The sequence below is a fragment of the Fulvimonas sp. R45 genome, assembly GCF_030504985.1.
Classification (GTDB): domain Bacteria; phylum Pseudomonadota; class Gammaproteobacteria; order Xanthomonadales; family Rhodanobacteraceae; genus Rhodanobacter_A.
In genome coordinates, this window is sequence record NZ_JASERU010000006.1 from 33,113 (window position 1) to 47,242 (window position 14,130).

Sequence of the window (14,130 nt, forward strand, 5' to 3'; positions counted from 1 at the left end):
ATCGCTGGATTCGCGATGCGGACGGGAGACGAAATGATGGCGATGAACGACGAGGAAGCCAGGGAGGGTCCAGGGATGGAGCAGTTGCGGCCGGCGCGCATGCGCATCCAGACCACGGTGCTGATGAGCCGCGGCAACGAATCGCATCCCACCGAGCTGGTGGACATCTCGGCCACCGGCGCCCTGCTGCGCCGCCCGCTGGGCTGGCACGGCGAACCGGGCCAGAGCTGGATGCTGGACATGATCTTCGGGCACGACCTGCACATCCACCTGGAAGCGCAGGTGGCGCGCGTCTCGCCGCGCCACATCGGCTTCGCCTACACGCGCATCCCGGAAGACAAGCAGGTGCCGCTGTGGAACCTGCTGGGCGGCTACGCCGACATCCTGGAGCAATGGCAGGACGAGTAGGCCGCACGCCATTGCCGGAAAGAAAACGCCCGCGCAAGCGGGCGTTTGCGTGCCAGGCGCGGAAGGCGCTCAGGTGCCGGTTTTCTTCGCGTCGCGCAGCTCGCGGCGCAGGATCTTGCCCACGTTGCTCTTGGGCAGGGAATCGCGGAACTCGATGACCTTCGGCCGCTTGTAGCCGGTGAGGTTGTCGTGGCAGAACTGCTTCAGCGCCTCGACCGTGAGGTTGGGATCCTTGCGCACCACGAACAGCTTCACCACCTCGCCGGAATGCTCGTCGGGCGCGCCGATCGCGGCCACTTCCAGCACGCCGGGGTGCTGCATCACCACGTCCTCGACCTCGTTCGGATACACGTTGAAGCCGGACACCAGGATCATGTCCTTCTTGCGGTCGACGATGTAGACGTAGCCGTTGGCGTCCATCCTGGCGATGTCGCCGGTATGCAGCCAGCCGTCGGCGCCCAGTACCTTGGCCGTCTCGTCGGGGCGGTTCCAGTAACCCCGCATCACCTGCGGACCGTGGACCATCAGCTCGCCCACCTCGCCGATCGGCAGGGGCCGGTTGTCCTCGGACCAGATCGCCACGTCGGTGCTGGGCAGCGGCAGGCCGATCGAGCCGTTGTAGTCCCGCAGGTCGGTGGGGTTGATGCACACGCCGGGCGAGGTTTCGGTGAGGCCGTAGGCTTCCGCCAGCGTGCAGCCGGTCACCTTCTTCCAGCGTTCCGCCACGGAACGCTGGACCGCCATGCCGCCGCCGAGGGAAATCTTCAGGCGCGAAAAATCCACCTCGGCGAAGCCGGGCGTGTTGAGCAGGCCGTTGAACAGGGTGTTGACGCCGGGCAGGATCGAGAAGGGCGTTTTCTTCAGTTCCTTGACGAAGCCGGGCATGTCGCGCGGATTGGTGATCAGCAGCGTGCGCGCCCCCAACCGCACGAACACCATGCCGCAGGCGGTCAGCGAGAAGATGTGGTACAGCGGCAAGGCGCCGATGGCGACTTCCTCGCCCGGCTTCAATGCGTCGCCGATCCAGGCGCCCACCTGCAGCATGTTGGCGACCATGTTGGCATGGGTCAGCATGGCGCCCTTGGCCACGCCGGTGGTGCCGCCGGTGTATTGCAGGAAGGCGAGGTCGTCATGGCCGAGCTCGACCTTCGGCGGCGGATGCGCGGCCCCCTGCGCCAGTGCGTCGCGGAATCGCACCGCCTGCGGCAGGTCGTAGTCCGGCACCATCTTCTTCACGCGCTTCAGCACGAAGTTGACCAGCGCGCCCTTGGGGAAGCCGAGCAGGTCGCCGATGCCGGTGGTGACGACGTGCCTCACGTCCGTCTCGGCCACCACCTGCTGCAGCGTGGCGGCGAAGTTGTCCAGCACCACGATGGCCTTGGCGCCGGAATCCTCCAGCTGGTGCCTCAGCTCGCGCGCGGTGTACATCGGGTTGGTGTTGACCACCACCAGGCCGGCGCGCAGCGCGCCGAACAGGGCGATCGGGTACTGCAGCACGTTCGGCAGCATGATCGCGATGCGATCGCCCTTGCCGAGCTTGAGCACGCCGGTGAGGTAGCCCGCGAACTGGCGGCTGAGCTGGTCGATCTGGCCGTAGCTGAGCTGCTTGCCGAAGTTGGCGAAGGCCGGGCGGTCACGGAAGCGCAGGAAGGCTTCCTCCAGCACGGCGACCGCCGAGGCATAGGCATCGAGGTCGATCTCGGCGGGCACGCTTTGCGGATAGTGGTCCAGCCACGGACGCTCGTTGCTCATGTGCTTGCTCGACTCCTGAATCGTGGTCGCCAAGGCGAGTGGAGATGGCGACGCCCCCGCCGGCATTGGAGCATACGCCCGCGTACAGCGGCAAGCCGCGCCGCGCCGTCCGGCGGCCACAAAAAAGCCGCCCCGACGCGGGGTCGGGGCGGCCGGGATTCACGCGTCCCGCGGTTGCGCTCAGGCGGCCTTCTTGCCGGCCAGCTGGCGCAGCACGTACTGCAGGATGCCGCCGTGGCGGAAGAACTCGCGCTCCTTCGGGGTCAGCAGCAGCACGTGCACGGAGAACTCCTTCCGGCTGCCGTCCTTGCCCGTGGCGACCACCTTGGCGGTCTTCGACTCGCCGCCGTCCAGGCCGGTGATGTCGAAGCTCTCGTCGCCGGTGAGGCCCAGCGACCTGGCGTTCTCGCCGTCCTTGAACTGCAGCGGCAGCACGCCCATGCCGACCAGGTTGGAGCGGTGGATGCGCTCGAAGCTCTCGGCGATCACCGCCTTCACGCCCAGCAGCAGGGTGCCCTTGGCCGCCCAGTCGCGGCTGGAGCCGGTGCCGTATTCCTTGCCGGCGATCACGACCAGCGGGGTCTGCTCCTGCTTGTACTTCATCGCCGCGTCGTAGATCGCCATCTGCTCGCCCGAGGGCACGTGCCGGGTGTAGCCGCCCTCGACGCCGTCCAGCATCAGGTTCTTGATGCGGATGTTGGCAAAGGTGCCGCGCACCATCACGTCGTCGTTGCCGCGGCGCGAACCGTAGGAGTTGAAGTCCTTCGGCTGCACGCCCTTCTCGATCAGGAAGCGGCCCGCGGGGCTGTCCTTCTTGATCGAGCCGGCCGGCGAGATGTGGTCGGTGGTGATGGAGTCGCCGAACAGGCCCAGCACGCGGGCGCCGTGGATGTCCTCCACCGCGTTCAGCGCCATCGTCATGCCGTCGAAGTAGGGCGGATTCTTGATGTAGGTGGAATCGTCCCACGCGTACACCGCGCCGTCCGGCGAGGCGATCCGGTTCCAGCGGCTGTCACCCTTGAACACGTCGGCGTAGTTCTTCTCGAACATGGCCGGGCTGATCGCGCCGGCGATGGTGTCGGAGATTTCCTTGTTGCTCGGCCAGATGTCCTTCAGGTACACCGGCTGGCCGTCGCTGCCGGTGCCGATCGGATCCTTGGTGAGGTCGATGTCCAGCGTGCCGGCCAGCGCGTAGGCGACCACCAGCGGCGGCGAGGCCAGGTAGTTCATCTTCACTTCCGGGTGCACGCGGCCCTCGAAGTTGCGGTTGCCGGAGAGCACCGAGGCCACCGCCAGGTCGCCCTCGGCGATGCCCTTGCTGATCTCCGCCGGCAGCGGGCCGGAGTTGCCGATGCAGGTGGTGCAGCCGTAGCCGACGATGTAGAAGCCGACCTTCTCCAGTTCCTTCAGCAGGCCGGTCTGCTCGAGGTAGTCGGTGACCACCTTCGAGCCCGGGCCGATCGAGGTCTTCACCCACGGCTTGGCCTTCAGGCCCTTTGCCGCGGCCTTCCTGGCGACCAGGCCGGCGCCCAGCATCACCGCCGGGTTGGAGGTGTTGGTGCAGGAGGTGATCGCGGCGATCACCACCGAGCCGTCGCCGATCTTGAAGCTCTCGCCGTCCTTCTCCACCAGCACGCCGCCGTTGGTGAGCGCATTGGCGGGATTGCCGATCGCCGACGAGCCGCCTTCGGCGATGAAGTTGGCGGTGGCGTTGTCGCGCGGGCGACGGTTCGCGGTGAGCGGCCCGATCACCTCGTGGAAGTTCTGCTGCACGCCTTCCAGCAGCACGCGGTCCTGCGGGCGCTTCGGGCCGGCCATCGAGGGCTTCACGTCGGCCAGGTCCAGCTCGAGCACGGTGGTGAATTCCGGCTCGGCGGTGTTCTCGTCGTGCCACAGGCCCTGCGCCTTGGCATAGGCCTCCACCAGCGTGATCTGGGCTTCGTCGCGGCCGGACAGGCGCAGGTAGTTCAGCGCCTCCTGGTCGATCGGGAAGATGCCGCAGGTGGCGCCGTATTCCGGCGCCATGTTGCCGATGGTGGCGCGGTCGGCCAGCGCCAGGTGCTTCAGGCCGGGGCCGAAGAACTCGACGAACTTGCCCACCACGCCCAGCTTGCGCAGCATCTGGGTGACGGTGAGCACCAGGTCGGTGGCGGTGACGCCCTCGGACAGCTTGCCGGAGAGCTTGAAGCCCACCACCTGCGGGATCAGCATCGACGAGGGCTGGCCCAGCATGGCGGCCTCGGCCTCGATGCCGCCCACGCCCCAGCCCAGCACGCCCACGCCGTTGATCATGGTGGTGTGCGAGTCGGTGCCGAACACGGTGTCGGGGTAGGCCCAGTGGCCGTCGGCGCCTTCCCGGGTGAACACCACGCGGGCCAGGTGCTCCAGGTTCACCTGGTGCACGATGCCGGTGCGCGGCGGCACCACCTTGAAGTTGTTGAACGCCTTCTGGCCCCAGCGCAGGAAGGCGTAGCGTTCCTGGTTGCGCTCGAACTCGATCTCGACGTTCTTCTCGAGGGCGGACTCGCTGCCGTACACGTCCACCTGCACCGAGTGGTCGATCACCAGCTCGGCCGGCGCCAGCGGGTTGATCTGGGTGGCGTCGCCGCCCAGCTTCACCACGGCGTCGCGCATCGCGGCCAGGTCCACCACGCAGGGCACGCCGGTGAAGTCCTGCAGCACCACGCGGGCCGGCATGAAGGCGATCTCGGTATCCGGTTCCTTCTTCGCGTCCCAGTTGGCGACCGCCTCGATCTCCCGGGTGGTGACATTGACGCCGTCCTCGTGGCGCAGCAGGTTCTCCAGCAGGATCTTCATCGAGTAGGGCAGGCGCTTGATGTCGAAGCGCTGGCCCAGCTTGGCGAGGCTGGCGAAGCTGTACCGCTTGCCGTTGGCTTCGAGCGTGTCGCGTACCGAGAATGAATCTTTCATGGGAACTCCTGGCTGGATCCTGCGGCTGGGATGGGGAGGGCGGCGGCGCGGACGCCGCTCGGGCCGGAAAAGGCCGCGATTATCGCGCAAACGCGCCGGCGCCGTTAAGCAGCGGGGGGGCGTGGATCGTCCGCGCGCCTTGCGGCGGCACCGTTCCGCACGGGTAGACTGCGTCTTCGCCGGGGCATGTGGTGGGGTTGCCGCATAGCATGGGACCGCGCGCCGTCGCGCACAAACGCATTTGATGACATGCAGCATTCGATGATTTCGTTGAACCTGGCGGCCGTCTCGCTGCGCGACCTCGCGCTGGTGCAGGCGGTGCATCGCCACGGCAGCTTCAACAGCGCGGCGCGGGCCATGCACATCAGCCCGTCCGGGCTGTCGCACCAGGTGCAGAAGGTAGAGCAGGCGCTGGGCGCGCCGCTGTTCGAGCGGGGCGGGCGCAAGGTCGTGCCCACCGCGGGCGGCCAGCGCCTGCTGCAGCAGATCGACGCCGTGCTGGCGTCCGCCGAGCACCTGCAGCAGGTGGCGCGGGCCGGCGCCGCCGCCTTCGGCGGCGAGCTGCGCCTGGGCGTGCCGGCCTCGCTGGGCCCCTACCTGCTGCCGCACCTGATCGCGCCGTTCCCGCAGCATTTCCCGGGTGCGCGGCTGAGCCTTTCCGAAGGCAAGCCGCGCGGCCTGCTGCGGCGCCTGCACGAAGGCGAACTGGACGCGGTGCTGGCGCCGCCGATGCAGCCGGCCAGCGGCATCGCGGTGCGGCCACTGTTCTTCGAGCCGTGGGAGCTGATGCTGCGCGCCGACCACCCGCTGGCCGGGCGCCGCCAGGTGGCGCTGGAGCAGCTCGATCCCGGCGAGGCCACGCTGATGGCCGAGAGCCATGCCGAGGGCCTGCCCGGCGACGGCGCCGAGCACGGCCACGTCCAGGACGTCAGCCTGGAAAGCCTGGCGGCCCTGGTGGTGCTGCGCGGCGGCTACGCGCTGGTGCCCGCGCTGGCCTGCGGGCGGCTGGCCTCGATTCCCGACATCGTGCTGGCGCGGCTGAAGGGTCCGGAGCAGGGCCGCGAGATTGATCTGTATTGGCGCGACGCGATGCCCTGGCGTGAAGACCTGGCCTTGTTCGGTGACCTGCTGGCCGGCCTGGCCGCGCGCTTGCCGGGCTTGCGCCGGCTGGGCGGTTGACCGGCTCTCAGCCGTTGTCCAGCGTGGTGCCGGTGAGCAGGCCGCGGGCCAGCATGCTGCATTGGCTGCGGTGCAGCAGCAGTTGCCACTGGCGGCCGCCGACCTGCCGCCACAGCACCGCCGAGCGCACCGCCGCCAGCAGGCTGGCGCGCACGCGCTCGACGACGGCCGCCTGCTGCAGCACCTGCGGGTTGCCGGTGACCATCACGCGCGGCTTCAGCGTGGAGAGGGTGGACGCGTACAGCTCCGCCAGCCGGCCGCTCACCTGCGGCGAGGCCTGGCCGAAATGGTCCACCTGGCGCTTCGCGGCGAGGATACCCTGCTGCAGCCGGTCGAGCAGCTCGCGCCGGGCCGACAGGCTGCGCTCCAGCCGCAGCACGGTGACCGCCATGCGCGTCACCGCCATGTCGCGGCCGGTCTCGTCGAGCTGGGCGATCAGGGTGCGCAGGCCCAGCCGCACGCCGCCGACGTTGCCGTAGACGCCGACCACCGAGGGCGCGTCGATGCGGAACACGCTGGCCAGGCTGGCTTCCAGCGCCTGCTCGTCGCAGCGCCCCTCGTTGGCCAGCTGCTGGGCCAGCGCGGTGGCCTGGAACAGGCCGGCCAGGGCGAGCACGCGCTCCTCGTTCATGGCAAAGGCTTCAAGCACCGTCGTTCAACTCTCGTTCCGTAATGGGGGGAAGGCCGCCATAGGGCGCGTCGGTGGCGGCGATCACCGCGCCGCCGAGGCAGGCCTCGCCGTCGTAGAGCACCACCGACTGCCCAGGCGTCACTGCACGTTGCGGGGCGTCGAAGCGGACTTCAAGGGCGCCGTCCAGCACGAGCACCTCGCAGGGCTGGTCGGCCTGGCGGTAGCGCGTCTTGGCGGTGCAGCGGAAGCGGGAGGCCGGCGCGCGGCCAGCCACCCACTGTGGCGCCTCGCTGCGCAGCCGGCGCGAATCCAGCCAGCGGTTGGCGTTGCCCTGCGCCACATACAGCACGTTGGCGGCCACGTCCTTGCCGACCACGTACCACGGCTCGCCGCTGGCGCCCTGGCGCCCGCCGATGCCCAGCCCGTTGCGCTGGCCGAGGGTGTAGTACATCGCGCCCTGGTGCTCGCCGACGCGCGTGCCTTCCGGCGTGCGCATCTCGCCGGGCCGGGCCGGGATGTACTGCGCCAGGAAGCTGCGGAAGTCGCGCTCGCCGATGAAGCAGATGCCGGTGGAATCCTTCTTCGCGTGGGTGGGCAGTTGCGCCTCGCGGGCCATCGCGCGCACCCGCGGCTTGTCGATCTCGCCGACCGGGAACAGCGTGGCCGACAGCTGCGCCTGGCCCAGCGCGTGCAGGAAGTAGGTCTGGTCCTTGGCCGTGTCGACGGCGCGCAGCAGGCGGTACTCGCCGTCGCGGTGATCGACGCGGGCGTAGTGGCCGGTGGCGATCTTCTCCGCGCCCAGCGCGCGCGCCTCGTCGAGGAAGGTCTTGAACTTGATCTCGCGGTTGCACAGCACGTCGGGGTTGGGCGTGCGGCCCGCGCGGTACTCGGCGAGGAAGTGCCCGAACACGCCGTCCCAGTACTCGGCGGCGAAATTGCGCGCATGGAACGGGATGCCCAGCCGCCCGCACACGGCCACGGCGTCCTTGCGGTCGGCGTCGGCGGTACAGGGGCCGTTGCGCTCGTCTTCTTCCCAGTTCTGCATGAACAGGCCCTCGACCTCGTGGCCGGCCTGTTGCAGCAGCAGCGCCGCCACCGAGGAGTCGACGCCGCCGGAGATACCCAGCATCACCTTCATGGCGCGGCCGGGTCGGACAGCCAGTGCAATGCGTCCAGCGGCAGCCGCGAACCGGCCAGCCAGGCGTCGATGCTGTGCAGTACCAGCGGGCTGCGCAGGCGCCCGCCCAGCGCGGCGATCTCGTCGCGGGTGAGCCACAGTGCGCGGCGGATGCCGGCGTCGAGCGGGCGCGCCGGGTCATGGCACACCGCACGGGCGGCGAAGCTGAAGCGCAGCACCGCCTCCCCATGCTCGGTGCTGCGCCACTGGTGCACGGCGACCAGGTGCTGCGGCTCGACCGTCCAGCCGGTCTCCTCCAGCGCCTCGCGCGCCGCCGCCGCGACCAGGCTCTCGCCCTCGTCCAGGTGGCCGGCGGGCTGGTTGTAGGCGAGCCGGCCGTCCACCTCTTCCTCGACCATCAGGTAGCGCGCGCCGTCCGCCACCACGCAGGCGACGGTGACATGCGGGCGCCAGCGTTCGCTGGGGGCGGGAGGCGATCCGGGCACGGCGGAAGGGGGACTGGAAAAGGCCATATTGTGCCATCACCTTGCATGCCTTGCCGCCGCTGGCTCGGAAGCGCCGCGGCGTATAATCGGCATCGAGATCTTCCCCAGAGGCGTCATGGCTCACGAACCCGAACACGAGCACGGCAACGGTCACGGCCTGGCCGTGGAAACCTCGCGCCCCGAGGTGATGCGGCCGCCGTTGTTCCAGGTGGTGCTGCTCAACGACGATTTCACCCCGATGGACTTCGTGGTCGAGGTGCTGCGCAGCTTCTTCGGGCTGGACCAGGAAAAGGCGGTGCAGGTGATGCTGCACGTGCATACCCGCGGCAAGGGGGTATGCGGCGTGTTCACCCGCGAGGTGGCCGAGACCAAGGTCACCCAGGTCAACGAATATTCACGCGCCCATCAGCACCCCCTGTTGTGCACTATGGAAAAGCTCTGAGCGCCCCCATTTCGTGGTCATCGGGCAAGCGCCCATCGCATTGAACGGAGACGGTCCGGATGTTCAGCAAGGATCTCGAAGTCACCATCGGCCAGTGCTACAAGCAGGCCCGCGAACAGCGCCACGAGTTCATGACCGTGGAGCACCTGCTGCTCGCGCTCACCGAAAACCAGTCCGCGCTGGGCGCCTTGCGCGCCTGCGGCGCCGACCTGCCGCGCCTGTCGGCCGAGCTGGAGAAGATCATCGCCGAGACCGTGCCGGTGCTGCCGCACGGCGACGAGCGCGATACCCAGCCCACGCTGGGCTTCCAGCGAGTGCTGCAGCGCGCGGTCTACCACGTGCAATCCTCCGGGCGGAAGGAAGTCACCGGCGCCAACGTGCTGGTGGCGATCTTCGGCGAGAAGGATTCCCATGCGGTGTACTTCCTGCACCAGCAGGAGATCACCCGGCTCGACGTGGTCAACTACATCTCGCACGGCATCGCCAAGATCGGCGACGAACCGGCGGTGGGGGGCTCGTCCGGCGTCGAGCGCGAGGGCGAGGAGGGCGGCGAGTCGAAAGGCAATCCGCTCGCCGAGTACGCCAGCAACCTCAACGAGCTGGCGCTGGAAGGCAAGATCGACCCGCTGATCGGCCGCCAGGACGAGATCGAGCGCACCATCCAGGTGCTCTGCCGCCGCCGCAAGAACAACCCGCTCTACGTGGGCGAGGCCGGCGTGGGCAAGACCGCGCTGGCGGAAGGGTTGGCCAAGCGCATTGTCGAGGGCGAGGTGCCCGAGGTGCTGGAGAACGCCGTGATCTGGTCGCTGGACCTCGGCGCCCTGGTCGCGGGCACCAAGTACCGCGGCGACTTCGAGAAGCGCCTCAAGGCCGTGATCGGCCAGCTGAAGAAGCAGCCGGGCGCGATCCTGTTCATCGACGAGATCCATACCATCATCGGCGCCGGTTCGGCCTCCGGCGGCACCATGGACGCGTCCAACCTGATCAAGCCGATGCTGGCCTCGGGCGAGCTGCGCTGCATCGGCTCGACCACCTTCCAGGAATTCCGCGGCATCTTCGAGAAGGACCGCGCGCTGGCGCGCCGCTTCCAGAAGATCGACGTGGTCGAACCCAGCGTGGCCGACAGCATCGAGATCCTCAAGGGCCTGAAGAGCCGCTTCGAGGAACACCACAACGTCGCCTACACCAACGAGGCGCTGAAGGCCGCGGTGGACCTGTCGGTGAAGCACATTCCCGACCGCCTGCTGCCGGACAAGGCGATCGACGTGATCGACGAGGCCGGCGCGCGCCAGCGCCTGCTGCCGGAGGACCAGCGCGTCAGCCGGATCGACGTGCCGGAGGTGGAGTACATCGTCGCCAAGATGGCGCGCATCCCGGCCAAGCAGGTCTCGGCCTCCGACCGCGACGTGCTGAAGAACCTGGAGCGCAACCTCAAGATGGTGGTGTTCGGCCAGGACACGGCGATCGAGGCGCTGGCCGCCTCGATCAAGATGGCCCGCTCGGGCCTGGCCGACCCGTCCAAGCCGATCGGCAGCTTCCTGCTCGCCGGCCCGACCGGCGTGGGCAAGACCGAGGTCACCCGCCAGCTCGCGCTGCAACTGGGCATCGAGATGATTCGCTTCGACATGTCCGAGTACATGGAAGCGCACTCGGTCTCGCGCCTGGTCGGCGCGCCTCCGGGTTACGTGGGCTTCGACCAGGGCGGCCTGCTGACCGAGGCGGTCACCAAGCATCCGCACGCGGTGCTGCTGCTGGACGAGATCGAGAAGGCACACCCGGACGTCTACAACATCCTGCTGCAGGTGATGGACCGCGGCGTGCTCACCGACACCAACGGGCGCGAGGCCAACTTCAAGAACGTGATCGTGGTGATGACCACCAACGCCGGCGCGGCGCAGGCGGCGCGGCGCAGCATCGGCTTCGTGGAGCAGAGCCACACCACCGACGCGATGGAGGTGATCCGCCGCAGCTTCACGCCGGAGTTCCGCAACCGGCTGGACGCGATCATCCAGTTCAACGCGCTGGACTTCGAGCACATCCTGCGCGTGGTGGACAAGTTCCTGATCGAGCTGGAGGCCCAGCTGGCCGACAAGCACGTCGGCCTGGACGTGGACGCCGACGCCCGCCGCTGGCTCGCCGAGCACGGCTTCGACCCGCAGATGGGCGCCCGCCCGATGGCCCGCGTGATCCAGGAGAAGGTGAAGCGCGCGCTGGCCGACGAGCTGCTGTTCGGCAAGCTGGCTGACGGCGGCAAGGTGAAGCTGGGCGTGCGGGACGGCGAACTGAGCGTGGAGACCGAGGCCGCCGAGAAGCTGCCGGCCGTGGTCGACTGAGCACGCCGGGACGCGCGCACGAAAAAGCCGGGGCGGGAAACCGCTCCGGCTTTCTTCTGCCTGGCCGCTTCCGTGCTGCGGTCGATGGACCCGGACGGCGATGCCGCGCCGGCGGCGGGCCGCCCGGCGCACGGATGGTCCGCCCTTACTTCATGCGGTAGGTGATGCGGCCCTTGGTGAGGTCGTAGGGCGTCATCTCGATCTTGACCTTGTCGCCGGTCAGGATGCGGATGTAGTGCTTGCGCATGCGACCGGAGATGTGGGCGATGATCACGTGCCCGTTTTCCAGCTGCACGCGGAACATGGTGTTGGGCAGGGTCTCGAGGACCGTGCCCTCCATTTCGATGACGTCGTCTTTGGCCATGTGTTCCCGGGGTCGCGCGCGGCCGTCGTGGCCGCGTAAGCCGTCGATTATGCCACGTTCGCAAGGGTGGTTAAAGATTCGTCAGCCTGCCGGGTCGGCCGCTGCCGGATGCCCGGCGGGTGGTTGCCTGTCGTCAGGCGGCGCCGAAGTGCTCGTCCAGCTTGCGCCGGATCTCCTGCTCCACCATGCCCTTGAGCGGGGCCAGCATCAGGCCCAGCTCGGCACCGACGCGGATCTCGTCCGCACCCACCGCGATGGAGCCCTTCACGCCGGGGCGGGAGAACGCATAGGTGTCGCCCTGCCAGTTCCCTTCCATGCCGAATTTCTCGCGCATGCGCGCGGCGACCCTGTCCACCACGGCGCGGGCTTCGGCGGGGGGCAGGGCATGCGGGCGGCGGATGTCGATGCTGGGCATGGCGAGGCTCGGGGCGGCTGGGCGCGCCATGATACGCGAGCAGCGGCTGGCGGCGTGCGCGCGGCATCCTGCTAGAGTGCGCCGGTCAGCCGGTTGTCCCTCATGCGCATCGAGTTTCCCCAATCCACCCGCGAACCCTTTTGCTGGTCCCAGCCGCAGCTGCGCATCGGCAGCGCGCCGGACAACGACCTGGTGCTGGACGCCAGCCAGGCGGATGCGCACCACCTGCGCATCCGGCAGGACCGGCGCGGCCTGGTGCTGCAGGTGCTGCCCGATGCCGGACGCATCTACGTGAACGCACGCCCCGTGCGCGAGCGCGCCCTGCTGCGTCCCGGCGACGTGCTGAGCGTGGGCAGCTGCCGCCTGCTGCTGTGCGCCGATACGGCCCGGGGGGGCGACGAGCCGCCCGAGGTGCCGCCGCCGCAACGCTGCACGGTGGCCCTGCGCGCGGTGGCCGGGCCGTTGTCCGGTCGCGTGCTGCCGGTGCGCGAGCGGCTGGAGCTGGGCCCGGGCGGGCGCCTGCCGCTGCAGTTGCCGCAGGACGAGCTCGCCTCGCTGCGCGTGGGCTGGCGCGACGGCCGCCTGCTGCTGGAGAACGGGTCACAGGTCTCGCCGCGCTATCCGCTGCTGCTCAACGGCGTGGCCGTGCAGGCGTCCGTGGCGCTGGCGCCGGACGACCAGATCGGCGTGGCCATGCACCGCTTCGTGGTCGATGCGCCGGGCATGCAGCCGGAGCCGGAGATCGTGCCGCCGCCCGAGCCGCCGGCCTCGCCGCTGCCGGAAGCGGCGGCCGGCCCGCGCGGCGAGGTGTGGTGGCTGATCGCCACCGCCGCGGTGATCGCGCTCGGCATCGCGCTGGTGTTGCTGGTGCGTTTCTGAGCGCTTGTGCCGAATCGCCATTGACGCGCCGTTGCTGCGGCGCGGCATAATGCGGCGATCACGCAGCTACGGGAATCGACCGGTGACACAGGTGTGGAACTTCAGCGCGGGTCCGGCGGCGCTGCCGCGACCGGTGCTCGAACGCGCGCAGCGCGAGCTGCTGGACTGGGACGGCAGCGGCATGTCGGTGATGGAGCAGTCGCACCGCGGCAAGCGCTTCGTCGCGATGGCCGCGCAGGTGGAGGCCGACCTGCGCGAACTGGCCGCGATCCCCGCCGACTACGCCGTGCTGTTCCTGCAGGGCGGCGCCACCCAGCACTTCGCGCAGATCCCGATGAACCTGGCCGGCGAGGGCGACGTCGCCGACTACGTCGTCAACGGCCACTGGGGCGCCAAGGCGGCCAGCGAGGCGGCCGCCTACGTGCGCGTGAACGTGGCGGCCAGCAGCCAGGCCGACGGCTACCTGCGCCTGCCGCCGCGCGCGGAATGGAGGCTCGACCCGAACGCGGCCTACGTGCACTACACGCCGAACGAGACCATTCACGGCGTGGAATACCGCGACGTGCCCGAGGTGGGTGGGGTGCCGCTGGTCGCCGACATGTCCTCCAGCATCCTGTCCGGGCCGCTGGACGTGTCGCGCTTCGGCCTGGTCTACGCCGGTGCGCAGAAGAACATCGGCCCGTCCGGCCTGGTGCTGATGATCGTGCGCCGCGACCTGCTGCAGCGCGCGCCGCGGCCGATGGCGAAGATCTTCCGCTACGCCGAATACGCCGCCGCCGATTCCATGCTCAACACGCCCAACACCTGGGGCTGGTACCTGGCCGGGCTCACCTTCCAATGGCTGAAGGAGCAGGGTGGCCTCGCCGCGATGGGCGAGCGCAACCGCGCCAAGGCCGAACGGCTGTACGCCGCCATCGACGGCTCCGGCGGCTACTATCGCAATCCGGTCGACCCGGCCGCGCGCTCGCGCATGAACGTGCCGTTCACCCTGCACGACAGTGCGCTCGACGCCGACTTCCTGAGGGAATCCGAGGCCGCCGGGCTGATGGCGCTGAAGGGCCACAAGGCGCTGGGCGGCATGCGCGCCTCGCTGTACAACGCGGTGCCGCCGGAGGCGGTCGATGCGCTGGTCGCGTTCATGCGCGACTTCGCCGCACGGCACGGCTGAGCTTT

General features: G+C 69.3%; 13 protein-coding genes. 6 read left to right on the top strand and 7 right to left on the bottom strand.

The window, feature by feature from the left end; genetic code table 11:
- Positions 1–36 precede the first annotated feature (36 nt).
- Positions 37–408 carry a PilZ domain-containing protein gene (locus tag QMK61_RS07325; RefSeq protein WP_302071709.1) on the top strand — a complete coding sequence of 124 codons (372 nt, stop codon included), beginning with the start codon at positions 37–39 and terminating at the stop codon, positions 406–408.
- Positions 409–477: 69 nt separating this feature from the next.
- On the opposite strand, the gene QMK61_RS07330 is transcribed toward QMK61_RS07325, so the two are convergent.
- Entirely contained in the window at positions 478–2,160 is a 1,683-nt protein-coding gene (locus tag QMK61_RS07330) for an AMP-binding protein (protein WP_302071510.1), read from the bottom strand.
- A gap of 180 nt (positions 2,161–2,340) precedes the next feature.
- Positions 2,341–5,091: an aconitate hydratase AcnA gene (gene acnA / locus QMK61_RS07335; protein WP_302071512.1), complete on the bottom strand. Its 2,751-nt coding sequence runs from the start codon at positions 5,089–5,091 to the stop codon at positions 2,341–2,343.
- Positions 5,092–5,340: 249 nt separating this feature from the next.
- On the opposite strand from acnA, the gene QMK61_RS07340 reads away from it, so the two are divergent.
- Positions 5,341–6,270 carry a LysR family transcriptional regulator gene (locus tag QMK61_RS07340; protein ID WP_302071513.1) on the top strand — a complete coding sequence of 310 codons (930 nt, stop codon included), beginning with the start codon at positions 5,341–5,343 and terminating at the stop codon, positions 6,268–6,270.
- Between the two features lie 7 nt (positions 6,271–6,277).
- On the opposite strand, the gene hflD is transcribed toward QMK61_RS07340, so the two are convergent.
- Genes hflD through QMK61_RS07355 form a run of 3 tightly spaced genes read right to left on the bottom strand, consistent with a single transcriptional unit; the run spans position 6,278 to position 8,551 of the window.
- Positions 6,278–6,901, bottom strand: a complete 624-nt coding sequence (hflD, locus tag QMK61_RS07345; RefSeq protein ID WP_302071515.1) for a high frequency lysogenization protein HflD — start codon at positions 6,899–6,901, stop codon at positions 6,278–6,280.
- A gap of 10 nt (positions 6,902–6,911) precedes the next feature.
- Entirely contained in the window at positions 6,912–8,039 is a 1,128-nt protein-coding gene (mnmA, locus tag QMK61_RS07350) for a tRNA 2-thiouridine(34) synthase MnmA (protein ID WP_302071517.1), read from the bottom strand.
- Positions 8,036–8,551 carry an NUDIX hydrolase gene (locus tag QMK61_RS07355; RefSeq protein ID WP_302071518.1) on the bottom strand — a complete coding sequence of 172 codons (516 nt, stop codon included), beginning with the start codon at positions 8,549–8,551 and terminating at the stop codon, positions 8,036–8,038. Before QMK61_RS07355 ends, mnmA begins: the two co-directional genes overlap by 4 nt.
- An 88-nt stretch (positions 8,552–8,639) precedes the next feature.
- Here QMK61_RS07355 and clpS point away from each other — a divergent pair, with 88 nt between their 5' ends.
- Both clpS and clpA read left to right on the top strand, forming a co-directional pair.
- Complete coding sequence (gene clpS / locus QMK61_RS07360) at positions 8,640–8,966, top strand: ATP-dependent Clp protease adapter ClpS (protein WP_302071520.1); 327 nt, start codon at positions 8,640–8,642, stop codon at positions 8,964–8,966.
- A 59-nt stretch (positions 8,967–9,025) separates the two neighbouring features.
- Positions 9,026–11,299, top strand: coding sequence for an ATP-dependent Clp protease ATP-binding subunit ClpA (gene clpA / locus QMK61_RS07365; protein ID WP_302071521.1), 2,274 nt, complete (start codon positions 9,026–9,028; stop codon positions 11,297–11,299).
- A 145-nt stretch (positions 11,300–11,444) separates the two neighbouring features.
- Here the strand turns inward: clpA and infA are convergent, their stop codons facing one another.
- A complete protein-coding gene (gene infA, locus QMK61_RS07370) occupies positions 11,445–11,663 on the bottom strand; it encodes a translation initiation factor IF-1 (RefSeq protein ID WP_302071523.1) in 219 nt (72 codons plus the stop codon).
- 133 nt (positions 11,664–11,796) lie between these two features.
- Complete coding sequence (locus tag QMK61_RS07375) at positions 11,797–12,078, bottom strand: polyhydroxyalkanoic acid system family protein (protein WP_302071525.1); 282 nt, start codon at positions 12,076–12,078, stop codon at positions 11,797–11,799.
- Between the two features lie 102 nt (positions 12,079–12,180).
- Between QMK61_RS07375 and QMK61_RS07380 the strand changes: the two genes are divergently transcribed.
- Entirely contained in the window at positions 12,181–12,957 is a 777-nt protein-coding gene (locus tag QMK61_RS07380) for an FHA domain-containing protein (protein WP_302071526.1), read from the top strand.
- A gap of 82 nt (positions 12,958–13,039) precedes the next feature.
- Positions 13,040–14,125, top strand: a complete 1,086-nt coding sequence (gene serC / locus QMK61_RS07385) for a 3-phosphoserine/phosphohydroxythreonine transaminase (protein ID WP_302071528.1) — start codon at positions 13,040–13,042, stop codon at positions 14,123–14,125.
- Positions 14,126–14,130: the final 5 nt, after the last annotated feature.

Bases quoted from the DNA above. Each gene is read 5' to 3' on its own strand.
- QMK61_RS07325 (WP_302071709.1), top strand. From the start codon at position 37: ATGGCGATGAACGACGAGGAAGCCAGGGAGGGTCCAGGGATGGAGCAG.
- QMK61_RS07330 (WP_302071510.1), bottom strand. From the start codon at position 2,160: ATGAGCAACGAGCGTCCGTGGCTGGACCACTATCCGCAAAGCGTGCCC.
- acnA (WP_302071512.1), bottom strand. From the start codon at position 5,091: ATGAAAGATTCATTCTCGGTACGCGACACGCTCGAAGCCAACGGCAAG.
- QMK61_RS07340 (WP_302071513.1), top strand. From the start codon at position 5,341: ATGCAGCATTCGATGATTTCGTTGAACCTGGCGGCCGTCTCGCTGCGC.
- hflD (WP_302071515.1), bottom strand. From the start codon at position 6,901: ATGAACGAGGAGCGCGTGCTCGCCCTGGCCGGCCTGTTCCAGGCCACC.
- mnmA (WP_302071517.1), bottom strand. From the start codon at position 8,039: ATGAAGGTGATGCTGGGTATCTCCGGCGGCGTCGACTCCTCGGTGGCG.
- QMK61_RS07355 (WP_302071518.1), bottom strand. From the start codon at position 8,551: ATGGCCTTTTCCAGTCCCCCTTCCGCCGTGCCCGGATCGCCTCCCGCC.
- clpS (WP_302071520.1), top strand. From the start codon at position 8,640: ATGGCTCACGAACCCGAACACGAGCACGGCAACGGTCACGGCCTGGCC.
- clpA (WP_302071521.1), top strand. From the start codon at position 9,026: ATGTTCAGCAAGGATCTCGAAGTCACCATCGGCCAGTGCTACAAGCAG.
- infA (WP_302071523.1), bottom strand. From the start codon at position 11,663: ATGGCCAAAGACGACGTCATCGAAATGGAGGGCACGGTCCTCGAGACC.
- QMK61_RS07375 (WP_302071525.1), bottom strand. From the start codon at position 12,078: ATGCCCAGCATCGACATCCGCCGCCCGCATGCCCTGCCCCCCGCCGAA.
- QMK61_RS07380 (WP_302071526.1), top strand. From the start codon at position 12,181: ATGCGCATCGAGTTTCCCCAATCCACCCGCGAACCCTTTTGCTGGTCC.